The following is a 14,278-nucleotide window of genomic DNA, read 5'->3' on the forward strand; positions in this document are numbered from 1 at the left end:
TCAACTTTTGAGGTCAGAGAAAACAGGTTTTTCGATTTCCAGCCATTTGGACGGACGGAAGACCTGCAGGATTGTCAAATAAAGGGACCTTCAATGTTAGATATTAATTTTATCGAAAACAATATCGATGCCGTTAAGGAAAACTGTCGCCGAAGGCGTTGCCCTGTTGATGTGGAAGCCCTCCTGGCGCTGGAGAAGGAACGCGTCGCTCTCATGGTCAAACACGACGCCGTGCGGGCCTGCCTGAATGAAATGGCTCGATCGTTCAAGGATGTTCCGGCCAGCGAGGAGGACCGTCGCAAAGTTCGCGAGTTGAAGGATGAAATTGCCGGTTTGCCGGACGCGATCGAACAGCTCCAGCGGAAGCGGGATGAACATCTCGCCTTGATTCCGAACATGTTGGATCCACGTGCGCCTGTCGGTGGGGACGAGGCGGCGGTGGTTCTGCGTGAAGTGGGTGAAAAACCCCGTTTCAGTTTCACCCCCCTCTCCCATGATGAGCTGGGCGAAAAGCTCAACATCATCGACATCAAGCGAGGCGTCAGCGTCGCGCGGGCGAGGTTTTACGTCCTGAAGAATGAGGCCGTTCTTCTGCGCATGGCACTGGTGCGGATGTTTTTATCCTTGGTGGAGGGCCAGGGTTGGGAGCTTGTTTCGCCACCCGTCTTGGTGAAAAACAGAACCCTTTTTACGTCCGGGTATCTCCCTTTTTCCAAAAAAGATAATTTCCGAATCGAAGGAGATGACTTATCTCTGATCGGCACCAGCGAACAGGCGCTGGTTGGAATGCACCAGGACGAGATCCTTTCGTCACTGCCTATCCTCTATCTGGGGGATTCCATGTGTTTCCGGACGGAGGCCGGAAATTACGGCCGCGACACGAAGGGGATCATCCGGGTCCACCAGTTCTTTAAGCTGGAGCAGTTCGTTTTTTGCCATCCCGACGAATCGGAGAAGTGGCATCTCCAGTGTTTGTCCAACGAGGAAAAGCTCATGCAGGAGTTGGGCATCCCTTATCGCGTGGTTCTGATGAATTCCGATGATATGGCGGCCCCCGGGGCTCTCAAATACGACACCGAGGCTTGGCTCCCTTCTCAGAATCGTTATCTCGAGATGACATCCAACACAAATATTCGGGATTATCAGTGTCGTCGAGGTCAAATTCGCTTCAAAATCGATGGGAAAAAAGGGTTCCCGCACACGATATCCGCCACGGGCTTTTGTGATCGGCTCATCGTTTCCTTGCTTGAAATATATCAGCAGTCCGATGGCACCATACAGATTCCAGAAAAATTAAGACCCTTTATGAACGGACTGGACCGCATTGCTTGACGTTATTCAGTCCCATCGCGATTAAACTGAAATGATCTACCCTCCTCGACCGGAGCCTCACACGGTGGAAATCGAAGCCACCAACCGGCGCAGGGGAGTGACGTTTTCTTTTGGCGATGGCCTTTTCCTCCTGAACAAAAAACCATTATTTGTCCTATCCGGCGAAGTTCATTATTTCCGGTTGCCCAGGTCCCTCTGGGGGGAACACCTCCGCAAACTCAAAGAGGCGAACCTCAATACGGTTTCCACCTATATTCCTTGGGATTGGCATGAGCCCCGGGAGGGAGTATTCGATTTCACCGGAAAAACCCACCCCCAACGAGACCTTCACCATTTCATCCAACTGGTCAGGGAGCATGGCCTCCACCTAATCCCCAAGCCCGGACCCTATATCATCGCCGAATATCGTGGTTGGGGGATCCCGCTTTGGACGCGGGGAAAATACCCCGACATTTTCGCGCGGGACGCCTCCGGAAGAGGGCTGGGTGAAAGCACCGTGACTCTCCTTCATCCGCAGTTCCTGAACCTGGTGGAAAGATGGTACCGCGAGGTCCTCCCGGTTCTCCGGAAGAACCAAGTTCGGCGGGGCGGCCCGATCCTCCTGGTTCAATTATGCAATGAATCCGGGGTTATTCAATGGCTCAACAAGGAATGCGATATGAGCCCCGTGGTTCAGAATTTGTATAGGGCCTTCCTCCTGAAGAAATATAAGAAAATCCATGCGCTGAACGAGGTCCATGGTTCCGATCATAAAGGTTTCGGGAGCCTCACCCCTCCCGACCCGCTTCCCGTGGCGTCTCCCGCCCTGCTGGCCGCCCAATGGGATTGGCATGAATTCTGGCGGTCCTATTACGCCCGATATTTGAAGCATCTGCGCGGCCGGATGGTCTCCGGAGGCCTCCGGATTCCATTTTTCCATAACGTACCAGGTTGGATCTCGGGCCGGGCTCTTGAGTATCCGGTCAATCAAACCATGTATAAAAACGTGGTGTCTCGGTGCCCGAACACTCTCTTGGCCGTGGACCATATTCCGGAATTCCTGTCTTCGCGTAACGCCCACGATGGGCCGGCCGTCCAGAAGATCAACCGCATTTTTCAGAAGCGCAACGCCCCCCTTTTCGTCGCTGAAATGCAGGCGGGCACTCGGGACCATGGCATTCCTCCCTCTCACCGGGAGCTCGAGACCTTCTATCGTTTGTGTCTCATGGACGGCGCGGCTGGGATTAATTTCTACATGTTCTCCTCCGGCGACAACCCGCCCGGCAAAGGCGAATCGGGCCGTGAGTTCTATTGGAATACGCCTTTGGATTCGCGGGCCCGGGAAGGCCCGTCGTATCCAGGCTTCAAAAGGTTGGGCCGTCTCATCAACGCTTTCGGCCCGGCGATCCTGAAGGCCAAGGTCCGCGCTAAAGTCGCCATCGGTTTTTATCCGCCCTATTACCAAACGGAAGTGATGCCACCGGTTCCTTGTCTTCCCTATGATCTTAAAGCCATGAGGGACACCATCGTTTTCGAGGGACTTATCAAAACGTTAGCAAAGGAGAACCTCGATTACGACGTGTTGGACGTCCGCCGTTCCTCGGTGCGGGATTGGATGGCTTATGATCAAATATGGATCCCCACGTTGGACTTCATGGACAAGAAAGCCCAAGCGAATATCTTGAAATACATCCGCGGCGGCGGCCATGCGTTCCTGTTTCCCCGCCTGCCGGACCGCGATTCGGAGTGGAAGAGAGGTCGCCTGCTCCAGGACGCTCTTCAGATCCGGCCGACGGGGCTCCATCTCGCTCCCCAATCTCAGGTCCATATGGGGGAAGTCAGGGATATCCCCTGTCTAAACCCGATGCAGACATACACAGCCCCTCGCTCCCGGGTGGTCGCTCGAACATCGGATGGAAGGCCCTGCGGGTTATCCGTTCGTTGCGGCCGCGGCCAGGCCACGGTCCTGGGGACCGCTTTTGCCTATACCACTCCCGACCATCTTCGCGCCGTGCGGTCCATCCTGAAAAAAGACGACATTACCCCGGAGGCTTACAGCGACAACGAATACATCACCGTTCGGCAACGGCATGGAAACGGCGCGGGATTCCTGCTCGTGGCGAATATTCACAACGACGAACAGAGGGGAACGATCTACTACAGGGACCCGATCACGAGGAAAACGCGAAAACTGGCGCGGGGACTTCACCTGCCGCCGATGCATTCTTTCATCACTCCCTTGAATTACCGTTTCGGGCCGGTCCTTCTCATCCACGGGACGTCCGAGATCGTGGGATATGAGATCGGCCCATCCCGTGTCGTTCTGGCCATCGGCGGAAATCCGGGGGGCCGCGGTGAAGTGCTTCTATCGTCTCGACGCCCTCTCACCAAAGTAACTTTTGAAGGATTGGACATCCCCTTGCGACGCCATAAGGACGGGACGTTTTCGCTGGAATTCATGTTTGACCAACAAGGGGAAGGTCTTTCATCCCTGGCACTGCATTTCCCAAACAAGGTGATTGCCTGAAGCTTTTGGGCCGACTCGAAGGGGGACGGAATATTCTCCCCTGGCCATCATTCCATTTTAGGGATACTACCTCCTGATGAAGAACCCAGAGGCATTCCGCTGGTGGGAAGCGGAATGAATGCGTCGTCAACCGGTGGACTTCCGTTCAAATCTGCGCCTGGCGAATTCAAGGGGCGCTGAAAAATTTATAACTTAGCAAGGCGGAAAGGGGATGTTGTGCCAGCCTATGTGAGATCACCTTGAAGATCCGTCCCGTTTTGATAGGTTGGTCGTCGCCGGTGACGCCGTTGACGGGGGACGCGTTCGTTCGAAAAACCGCACAGCTGGTAACAAGGGGCAACATCACCCGCATTACGCGGCCAGGCCAACCGGCCCATCCCACTCCTTATGACCCCGAAAACCAGGTGAGCGACTACACTTCGCCAGACCTGGGCGCAGGCCTCACCGCCAAACTTATGCCAACGACCTGGATGGCCACCCCACATTGATCACCCGCCCGGACGGCCAAACGACAACTTTCGATGACAACGCCGGCCACCGAAACGACATTTCCGCTCGCGCTTTCAAAGTTTGGAAAAGAACCGGGTCGCCGAAATTCGGTAAGCATTTTTCCCTGCCAGGGAGGCCACTCCCTCCTGCCGGCAGACCTGAACAAATGGAATTCCGCCCAACTGGGCCTGGGTTCCCAAGTGATGGGGCGCCACAGGACCATCCGATCGTTTACTCTCGATCAATAGCCAGGGTTTGTTTTGCCTGAGGATGAGAAAGTCTGTTTCCTGCCGATCCTTTGTTCTGACGAAGTGTAAGCGGAAAGGGATTCCGGTTCCCTCTTCCCAAGACCGCGTCAAAGAAAGGAGTTCGCACGCCATCCAGTTCTCAAAACGAAGACCGGGGTCGCGCACCCGTGTCCAATCAAAAAGGTAAACCTTTGGAGCTTTCAGCAGAGATCGTTTTATGTTTTTCGAATAAGGCGGGAGGCGAAAGAGGAGATAAAAATCTTCCATCCGACGCAAATGGTTTTTTATTGTCATTGGGCTGAGCTCGATGTGTCCCGCCAGGGAAGCCACCGAAATAGGACTCCCCACCATTTCAGGGAGAAGCTGATACAGGTCGATCAGATATTCCCGATCGATGATTCGGGTGAGGGCCCCAATGTCTTCTCGCACCACCCGGTCAAGATAATCCTGGGACCAACGGGACATAAAGCGGGGGGACCCATGCAAAAAGGGTTCCGGAAAACCGCTGAAATCAAGTAGTTTCTCCAACCCTTCCGCAGGGCTTGGTGAAGCGGCCATCCGTAATTCCATAAACAGCGTTGAATTTTCCGGAGGGGGGTGGATTTTTGATATTCCCTCTAACTCTCCGATCGAAAGGGGGAAAAGGTGAAAAGTGAAATACCTTCCCGCCAAACTGTCGCCCGCCCGCTTAAACATTTCAAACTTCGCCGATCCCGTGATGATGAAGCGATACTGTTCCTGAGTGGAGTCAAAAATCGCCTTAAGAACATTTTTCCACTTGGGATACTTGTGAATTTCGTCAAAACACACCCAGTGGGGATGAGCGCGAGGGGGGGCATCTTTCGGTAAAAAAAAGCTCGTTTTTCTTGTATCGTTCTCGCACGTCTCTGCGGTCCCAGAGATAGTAAAGACCGGGACTCTTATCCTGTTCCAGCTTTTGACGGGCCAGGGTTTTCTTGCCGCATTGGCGGGGGCCCGTGATAAACCTCATCTGGCGCCCCCACTCTTGATCGAAAACGACGGATCCCATCCGGCGGTTCAGCATAATCCCATCCTACACTATTTGGAATCAAAAGTCGACTAAAACACATGAATATGCGTTTTAGTCAGACTAAAATAAATGATCATATTTTTTGGTCGAATTTGAAAATGAGATTTTGACAACTCCTTCAGTTGATTTTTGGGGGTCTGTCCGACTTTCATCCTCCCCAAGAATACCGGCCTCAGTGAAAGCGGATTGTCAGGCCAAAAAGTAATTCCGGTTTTGGGTGAGGTGAGCCCATTTCGATTTTTTTGAAATTGGTCTTAACCAAGGGGCGGGCGCCCCGCGGTCATGGCTCCCCTGGCCAACATCCAATTTTAGGGATACACTGCTTTTGTCGTGAAGAACCCGGAGGTGTCTAGTCGATGGAAGGCGGAATAGATTCGTTGATCCATGATCTCTGAGCACTACCCGATTTCTTTTGCCGCCACCGTCGCCTGCGCCGCGGTGGGATTCGACGCGATCAACCGCTCGAAAGGCGTCTCAAATTGAGACGACAGCGAGGAATGTTTTCCAACAAGGAAAGAATTGGGGGAGAACGGATATTCTATGGACAAAAAAAAGCTTTTCATCCAAAATCTCACCTGAAGAACAAATGTTGTTAATCTGGGGTCAAAGGTGGGTCAAATGAGCCAACCGATCATTTGGGCTGTGGAAGACAGTGTGGAAATGCAAAAGACGTTGCGGGACATTTTCACACGGCTGGGTTGTGCCGTTTCTGTTTTCGGCAAGGCGGAGAATGCTTTGGCGAACCTCAAGGCGGGAGCCCGGCCGGACGTCATGATCCTGGACTTTCGACTTCCGGGCATGAGCGGCCCTCAACTCTTCCGAATCATGGGGATGGACGACACCTTCAAGACCATTCCGGTGGTCCCCTTTACGTCCCACTGGGAAGAGAACTCCCCGTCCCCCATGGCGGTGGAATGGGACACCCTGGCCCTCGCTTTAGCCAAAGGCGAGAAATCCGATATCGACGTCGTCAAGAAGCTGGAAGGAGACGATTTCACGATCCCCGAGCGCTTGATCCTCTCCGTGGCCAACATTTTGAAAAGCTCCCCCAAGGGCCTGCCGAAGGTATATGAAGAGGCCGTCCTCGAACTGGTCCATCGCGTCATGGCCCACCTGAAAGACGCGGGTCTCTGAGGGCGCGGGAGGTCCTTCCGGAGTGGCGAGGCCGGGGCAATGGGATTTATTGAAAGCCGCCATGGGTAAGGACGAACCGCAGATTTCATAGCTGATAAAGTCGAAGGGGTGTTAGGACTCCCCATCGAACGAGGTGACTGTCGTTTCGGGGTCTTGACGTTATTACTCTTAAGTAATATACTGGAAGCGGGGGCGAGGGTGTCTGGGGAGCGCGGATGAGATACAAAGCCATTTATTACACAACGGGACGGGGGGAGAACCCCGTCGCGGAATTTGTGGACGGCTTGGATCCTTTGACCCAGGCGAAGTTTTTCGCCTATGTGGGTTTACTGGAAGAGTATGGGCCGAACTTGAAGAGGCCCTATGCGGATGTGGTGCGTGGGAAGATTCGAGAATTGCGGCCGCGCCAGGCGCGGGTTTTTTATTTTTTCGCCGTGGGCGAGCGGATTGTTTTCGTGCACGGGGTTGTGAAGAAGCGAGACGCCCTGGATTCCGGCGCCATTGACATGGCGCAGGCGCGAATGTTGGATTGGTTGAAACGGTAAGGAGGAGGGGAGAAATGATCAGGCACAAAGAAATGGGCGCGTCCGTGCAAACACATTTCAAGAAAAAAATGATGGATCCAAAATTTCGGCGGCTCTACCAGGCGGAGGAAAAGAAAGTCCGGCTGGGGTATGTGATTCATCGGCTCAGAACGGAAGCGGGGTTGACCCAGGCGGCCTTGGCCCAGCGCGTCGGGGTGACCCAAGGCTATATCGCTCGCTTGGAAACGGCAGATGAAGAGAATTATGAGATGAACACGCTTAAAAAAATTGCCGCCGCGCTCCACCGGGTGGTGGTAATCGGGTTTGCGGAGGAGCCGAGAAGGCATTCGGCCACCGTTTCGCGGAGGGCCAATCCCTTGGTGACGGTTTAATTCGTCGATTGCTCGCCAAGCAGGAACCCGAAAGAGGAGCGGTATTCTTGGCCGCTAATTCAGTGACAAAAGGCCGTGTTATGCGCCGAGCTATTTCGTCTATCTCTTGGCTCGATCCTGTGGTGAAACAGAGTCTTTCCTTGGCCCTGAGCGTTAGCCTCGGGTTTATCCATGCTGCCCCCGCCTTTGCCCAGAACGAAGACCGGTATGCTTACACGCCAAGCAGGGCCCAGGACTTTCAAGAACAATACAAACCCCGCCGAACTTTTCATTGACCTCCCAACTGGATCGGCAAATCCAGATCCAGAACACGGCGTTGCAGTTTCGCTTTGGCCAGAGGATCGAAACCAAAACCCCCACATTCACGCTCAGCCCCAGCCAAACCCCGACTCTTCCCCAACCAAAGTTTCAATTCGGGACGGCACCACCCAAACTGCTTGCATCCTTTAAAGCCGACATCCCGAAACCCCTGGCCCTAAGCCGCGCTGAGCCCAAAGGCCTTTTGGGAGCCGTCGTTAACGCCCTTAAGCCCGTCGTCAACGCCATCAAAACAACGTTCCAAGCCATTGGCACGGCCGTCGGAAAGGTGGTCCAGTTCTTCGCCGTTGATAAAGCCAAAATCACCTACCAGGTCCAGCGGGACCTGGTGTTAAAAGAGAACCCCAACATCCGCGAGGTGTCCCGGGGCACCTTCCAAGTCCCCCCGGGCCAAACGGCCCAACAGGGGGGCCGAACCTGGGAATCGGGAACCACATTTGAAATGAATTCCAACGGCCGGATAAGCCTGACCGAAGGCGTGACCCTCAGTCCCGACCTGGGGGGAATTTCGAGGGCCGACGGGAAACTTCTCCCGGTCAAGATGATCGGGGATAACGGGATCGTCAAACCCGTGGGCATCGACTTCGCCCGGATCGAGCCCAAGACGAACTTTAACTTGACCTATCCAGTGACCATGGACGGCGTGGGTAAAATCCCCGCCGGGGCTTCCATGACCTATGAGGGAACAAAACCAGGGTCCGAAGGACAAACGCCCACCGTCGTCCTCTCGTTCCAAAACGCCCGGCTCGAGAACCACGCCTTCCAATCCCTGGGGAATGGGAAGGAACCACTCTCCCTCGCCCAGGCGGAGATGACTCTCAAAGGGGCCATTTACCAAATCAACAGTCTTTACATGAACCGAGGAAAAGAAAAGTTCTATGGTTCCGAAAAGGGGGAACTGTTTTCCCTGACACAGCTGGAAGGGAAGAATTCGGCGGTTCAAAGCAAATCAGCTGATCTGACCAAACAGTCAAAAAAACTGAGCGACGACACCCAGGGCGCGGTGAACCTGTCCAACCATCACATGGAGAGCCTTCACAAAGTCACCGGGACCCCGGCGACCATCCATTTCCAAACCAAAGAACCCCTGAAAACCCAGAGCGAAACCACCAAATCCCTCCAAACCCAGACCCAGGCCCTCGCGCAACACATGGAACAGGGCGACTACGGCAAGGTGGCCAACGCCGTCACCGATATCGAAACAACCCAAAGCGCCCTGGCCGACCAGATCAAAACACAACAAACCCAGGTGGAGACATTCCAAACCTACAAAAGAGCGGTCAAAGGCTTAGAACAATCCTACGCAAGCATGGCGCCCCAAGCCGACCCCAAGAGCATGCAGGCGGAAGTGACGCCAGAACAGATTTCTGACGCCGCGCCCTACTTCCAAGAGCAAAAGACTGAAATCCGAATCCAATCCACCAATGCCATGAAGGCGCTTAGGGAGATGGAAAAGCAGGGAATCATCACCCCGGCCGAGAAACTCTTAAAGATAGCGGAAATTAAAGTGATCAGTGCGCATTTGTTGGCGGCCAAGCCGGACAACGTCGGGAACGCAGTGATCAAAACGGCCAGTGCCTTGGAGAAGAACTACCAAGGCGTCAGCAAAGATTTTGACGAAGCGATATTTGACCACCTAGACAATGCGGCGGAGAAATATCCCAAGACTATGCAGGCGGTGGGACAGGGCGCGCTGGCCGTGACTGGCGGCGCGGCCATTGTGGGGGTGGGGTTCGGATTGGCGACACAGCCCGCCACAACCGTGGTCGTTGTGGGCGGGGGTATCATCTCCCAAAAGACTTTTGAAGTCATGGGGCTCAGCCCGGAAGCGGCAAGTTTTTATACGGCCATTGTTTTGGTACCCGTGATCGCTGTAACGTCGACGGCCGAGAGTTTTAAAACGATGAATGAGACAGGTGTGGCGGCGTTCAAAAACTTTTTCAAACGGGCTGTCCAGTGGATTGACGATGAAAGGGTCTGGTTGGGAAAGGTTGTTGCCAGCCAAACGGGACATGCGATCAATCCTCTGGGTGTGACGCTCTCAAAAAAATATGAGGTGGCTGGGCTTGACGAAATAATTCAATCCCTCAAAGAGACCGGGAAGCTTCCTGGGGAATATATTTCAAAAGAACACGCGGGATTTCTTGGTTGGAAGCAGAGGCCCGGAGCAACGTTAGACAAAATTGCACCTGGCCGGAGCATAGGAGGGGATGTTTTTGATAACTTTAGAAATCCGTTGCCGATTAAACCCGGAAGAATTTGGTTCGAAGCGGATCTTAATTATTCCGGTGGATTTCGAAACGGACAAAGATTACTCTATTCAAATGATGGATTGTTTTATATCACTAAGGACCATTACAAGAGCTACACACAGGTGATCGAATAATGTCCACTGAAATTCTACTAGACGGTTCCGCCATTAAATCTGAGGCCGATTTTTATTTGGAACTTTCAAAACAAAGGAAGCTTCCCGATTATTTTGGGAATAACCTGAACGCTCTTTGGGATGTCATAACAGGATTTGAAATTTGTTCCCCCAATTCTCCTGTCGATCTGGTTTGGGATAATTCGATAGAATCTAAAAAACATCTCGGGAATGTTTTTGATGAACTCGTTGGACTCTTACGGGAGGCTGAAGAAAAGAAAATCGGGCTGAAGCTTGTCCTGCGATAACGGGAGCTTTTGGAATCGGCACAAAAATGAAGGGGAGATTTTCGTGGATGACAAAAATCAGCACGGGTAACTCCCATTGGTTATGCCCGAGCGTATGTCCACCACCCTCCCGGGGTAAAGGGGCCAGGTCCCCAACGTATCGTCATTGGAAAAAACGGGGAAACGTATGACACGCCCGATCACTACAAAAAATTATTCAAAATCAATTAAAGGGACAGCATGATTAAGACCCGGCAAGTATTGACCATCGCTCATGCGACGTCGTCAAATTCTTTGCATGAAATTCTAGCGGCATCCTTAAATTTTCCGGGTTATTACGGAAAAAATTGGGACGCGTTTCGTGATTGCATATCGGATTCACAACAATCCACTCTTCCGAACGAACTCATTATCAAAGGATGGGAAATCCTAAGGAAAAACCTTCCGGAAGATGCCGCAATGTTGAAAAAATCCCTTGAAGAGATTGCCGGGCAAAAAAACGGCAGCTTTCGTGTATTGTGGGTTCCTGCTGAGGATTAATGGGAAACGGCAGTCATCGAATGAAAAACAAAAAAGTGACTTTAGAAGGGAAAGTTATTCAAACGGAAGAGGATTTTTATGCTCAACTGGAGGAGAAGGTAAAACTCCCGCGTTATTTTGGGCGAAATCTCGATGCTCTCTGGGACATTGCCACTGGGTTGGAAATCAGTTCTCCCATCAATCCATTGGAAATTGTTTGGCTAAACTCGGATTTTTCGAAAAATAATCTTGGTGGGTTTTACGACGACCTGATTTTGCTCTTTAATGATCTTGAGAAAGAGAACGTTGGGATTAAGCTTGCACTTTTCTGAAGGTGGGGCAAAATTGCCCCTTACTGATTAAAGCCGGGGTAAATCTGTGCGATGACACCGAATGACGCATGATTTCTGAACATTACCCAATATCTTTTTTGGCCTCCGTGGCATGCGCGACGGTGGGCTTGTATGCCCTCCGTCGGTCGAAGGGTCGCCCCGAGCGCGTAAGCCTCGCCCGAATTTTATTTTTCGCCTCCGCTTGGACTTCGTTTTCCTTTTCAACCAGTTGGACCCGCGATCCGACCGTAAATATCTATATCGCCCGATCTCTTTATGCCGTGGCCGCTTTTGTCCCCAACGCATTTTGCCGCTTCGCAACGTCCCTCCTCCCCTCTCCGCGACGTTATTTTCATTGGTTCGTTCAGGGGGCCGGGGCTGTGGGCATACTGTTTGCCTTTCTGGCTTTTCATCCTTCCTTTATTATTGGCGTCCGGAACGCGGGAGATATTCACACCGTTTTGCCAGGCCCGCTCTTCGGTATTTTCGTTGTCTTTTTAATGATCGGGATGGGTATCGGATTTCTTGAAATCGCAGCGGGGCACAAATCCCTTGAGGGGATTTATCGAAACAAACTCAAATATTTCTTTTTTGGATTTCTCATGGCGTACTTTGGCGCGGGCTTGCACTTTTTCAGCGCTTTCACCGGGCACGAGCCCTTTTCCCATGATCTATTGATTTTGATTTATGCCGTTTTCGTTTTCTTCGGTCTTTGGAACCCCGGCCGAGATTTTAACGAAATCCTGCGGCGGTTCCTTGCCCAAGGAATATTCGGCGGAGCGTTGGGCCTTCCAACGGCGATGTTGGTTTGGACACTTGGAGGCGGGGTTCCCGCCTCCGCCCTGGTTTTCTTCGCGGTCACCCTGGCTCCCCGCTTTTCCTTAGATGGCGCGAGAATATTTACGCCCTTGTGGACCGCCTTCCCATTCTGCGAGGCAAGTTCGTTCGGCCGGATGTTTAGCCCGGGAGGCATCGGTGGTGTCGGAGCCGCGGAGCCTCGACGAGTGGGCGCGGCGGGTGGTGCGCGCTGTCCAGGACGTATTTGGGGTGCGGTCAGCCAGCGTTCTCCTGCGCCAAGAAGACATGGGCGCCTTTCTGATCCGGGCGGGGGTCGGGCTGACGCCGGGCGAAATGGGCCTTCTTTCCTTGCCTTTCACCAGTCCCGTCGTGTCGATATTGCAATCCAGTGGCCGGTGTCTTCTCGCCGACGCCCTGGAAGGCCTCTTTCCGCAGAGGCGGCGAGATGAATTGGCCGACCTCCGGTTTGTCCATGCCTGCGCCATGGCCCCCATTTTCTCAAACGGGCGGTTATTCGCGCTGATGTGCGTCGGCCCAAAACTCACAGGGGAAATGTTCAATCAGTCGGACATCGACGCCCTGTCTAATTTGGCTCATTCAGCCCAATACGCTCTGGCCGCCGCCCTGGCGGGTCAGTCCCGTGGCCGGCAAAGCGCCTATTGGGCCCATGACATGTTTAGGCCTTTCGGCCCGAAGGGCGCTATTCAGAATGTGGTTCGCGCATTGAGGGGAGATTTTGGCCCTCTGCCGGAGGTGGCGCGGGCGGCCCTGGCTATCGCCGCGGAGGACGCGAATTTTGTTGCGACACATATGAAACAACTCACGAACCCGTTGGCTCAGGAACTGGTTCAAATTCAATCGACGCCCCTGACGGCGGCATTCAACAGGAGTCGCGACCGTTTTTCCCCTCTCGCCAACGAAAAAAGCATTGTTTTAAATGTGGATGTTCCGCCGGAAAACCTGTTGGTGTTTTGCGACGCATCGCTCATTGAACACCGAGTCCTCGCGAACCTTCTGGAAAACGCCATGCGCCACACACCGTCGGGAGGGAAGGTTCGCGTGGGGTACCGCTTGGAGAGTCAAAGGTTCGTCGGTTTTGTGGAAGACACGGGGCCGGGAATTCGAAAGGAGGACCTTCCGACATTGTTTCAACCCGGGACTCAGCTGGATCCCCAAAATAAAGGTCTCGCCGGGCTGGGCCTGGCCAGCGTGAAAAGCGTGATGGAGGCCCACGGTGGCGCCGTCACGGTTCAAAGCGCCCCCGGCCAATGCGCACGTTTTGAGTTTATCCTTCCCATCGGCCGTTCGGTGGGCACGGGTTAATTCGCTCTCTGATTCGGACGGGGAACACCGAAAATCTATGGACAGAATTGGGTATTTCATCCAGAATAACGATCGAAGGTCGCGTGTCCAATTTAATGGATGCTAAATCAAAGGGTCAAATGAGCCAACCGATCATTTGGGCTGTGGAAGACAGTGTGGAAATGCAAAAGACGTTGCGGGACATTTTCACCCGACTGGGTTGTGCCATTTCTGTTTTCGGCAAAGCGGAGAATTCTTTGGCGAACCTCAAGGCGGGAGCCCGGCCCGACGTCATGATCCTGGACTTTCGATTGCCGGGAATGAGCGGCCCTCAACTCTTCCGAATCATGGGGATGGACGACACCTTCAAGACCATTCCGGTGGTCCCCTTTACGTCCCACTGGGAAGAGAACTCCCCATCCCCCATGGCGGTGGAATGGGACACCCTGGCCCTCGCTTTGGCCAAAGGCGAGCAATCCGATATCGACGTCATCAAGAAGCTGGAGGGAGACGATTTCACGATCCCCGAGCGCTTGATCCTCTCCGTGGCCAACATTTTGAAAAGCTCCCCCAAGGGCCTGCCGAAGGTATATGAAGAGGCCGTCCTCGACCTGGTCCATCGCGTCATGGCCCACCTGAAGGATGCGGATCTCTGACGACGAGGGATTCTTTTTGGTGGGT

Annotated in this window: 13 protein-coding genes; 11 read left to right on the forward strand and 2 right to left on the reverse strand. The window is 53.4% G+C overall.

All coding sequences use genetic code 11. From position 1 onward, the window contains the following. The first annotated feature begins 93 nt into the window (after positions 1 to 93). Complete coding sequence (gene serS / locus IPP35_09370; protein ID MBL0059300.1) at positions 94 to 1,332, forward strand: serine--tRNA ligase; 1,239 nt, start codon at positions 94 to 96, stop codon at positions 1,330 to 1,332. A 31-nt stretch (positions 1,333 to 1,363) separates the two neighbouring features. Beyond that, positions 1,364 to 3,838: a beta-galactosidase gene (locus IPP35_09375; protein ID MBL0059301.1), complete on the forward strand. Its 2,475-nt coding sequence runs from the start codon at positions 1,364 to 1,366 to the stop codon at positions 3,836 to 3,838. A gap of 563 nt (positions 3,839 to 4,401) precedes the next feature. Here IPP35_09375 and IPP35_09380 read toward each other — a convergent pair. Then, positions 4,402 to 5,385: an ATP-binding protein gene (locus IPP35_09380; protein MBL0059302.1), complete on the reverse strand. Its 984-nt coding sequence runs from the start codon at positions 5,383 to 5,385 to the stop codon at positions 4,402 to 4,404. Positions 5,386 to 6,024: 639 nt separating this feature from the next. Beyond that, entirely contained in the window at positions 6,025 to 6,189 is a 165-nt protein-coding gene (locus IPP35_09385; protein MBL0059303.1) for a hypothetical protein, read from the reverse strand. Positions 6,190 to 6,244: 55 nt separating this feature from the next. On the opposite strand from IPP35_09385, the gene IPP35_09390 reads away from it, so the two are divergent. The 9 genes from IPP35_09390 to IPP35_09430 all read left to right on the forward strand — a co-directional run bounded on the left by IPP35_09390 (position 6,245) and on the right by IPP35_09430 (position 14,253). Next, entirely contained in the window at positions 6,245 to 6,760 is a 516-nt protein-coding gene (locus tag IPP35_09390) for a response regulator (protein MBL0059304.1), read from the forward strand. A gap of 215 nt (positions 6,761 to 6,975) precedes the next feature. Continuing rightward, the gene (locus IPP35_09395; GenBank protein ID MBL0059305.1) at positions 6,976 to 7,305 is read left to right on the forward strand and encodes a type II toxin-antitoxin system RelE/ParE family toxin; all 330 of its coding nucleotides are present in this window, start codon (positions 6,976 to 6,978) and stop codon (positions 7,303 to 7,305) included. 14 nt (positions 7,306 to 7,319) lie between these two features. After that, entirely contained in the window at positions 7,320 to 7,676 is a 357-nt protein-coding gene (locus tag IPP35_09400; GenBank protein ID MBL0059306.1) for a helix-turn-helix transcriptional regulator, read from the forward strand. A 271-nt stretch (positions 7,677 to 7,947) separates the two neighbouring features. Then, positions 7,948 to 10,380: a hypothetical protein gene (locus IPP35_09405; GenBank protein MBL0059307.1), complete on the forward strand. Its 2,433-nt coding sequence runs from the start codon at positions 7,948 to 7,950 to the stop codon at positions 10,378 to 10,380. Beyond that, positions 10,380 to 10,667: a barstar family protein gene (locus IPP35_09410; protein ID MBL0059308.1), complete on the forward strand. Its 288-nt coding sequence runs from the start codon at positions 10,380 to 10,382 to the stop codon at positions 10,665 to 10,667. The genes IPP35_09405 and IPP35_09410 overlap by 1 nt, the downstream gene beginning before the upstream one ends. Before the next feature lie 219 nt (positions 10,668 to 10,886). Continuing rightward, positions 10,887 to 11,186 (forward strand): barstar family protein, encoded by a 300-nt coding sequence (locus IPP35_09415; GenBank protein ID MBL0059309.1) that lies wholly within the window; start codon positions 10,887 to 10,889, stop codon positions 11,184 to 11,186. 20 nt (positions 11,187 to 11,206) lie between these two features. Beyond that, entirely contained in the window at positions 11,207 to 11,497 is a 291-nt protein-coding gene (locus IPP35_09420; GenBank protein MBL0059310.1) for a barstar family protein, read from the forward strand. 978 nt (positions 11,498 to 12,475) lie between these two features. Then, the gene (locus IPP35_09425; GenBank protein MBL0059311.1) at positions 12,476 to 13,618 is read left to right on the forward strand and encodes a GAF domain-containing sensor histidine kinase; all 1,143 of its coding nucleotides are present in this window, start codon (positions 12,476 to 12,478) and stop codon (positions 13,616 to 13,618) included. A 119-nt stretch (positions 13,619 to 13,737) separates the two neighbouring features. After that, positions 13,738 to 14,253 carry a response regulator gene (locus IPP35_09430; protein MBL0059312.1) on the forward strand — a complete coding sequence of 172 codons (516 nt, stop codon included), beginning with the start codon at positions 13,738 to 13,740 and terminating at the stop codon, positions 14,251 to 14,253. Positions 14,254 to 14,278 lie beyond the last annotated feature (25 nt).

This window comes from Elusimicrobiota bacterium (genome assembly GCA_016721625.1).
Taxonomy (GTDB): Bacteria; Elusimicrobiota; Elusimicrobia; order FEN-1173; family FEN-1173; genus JADKHR01.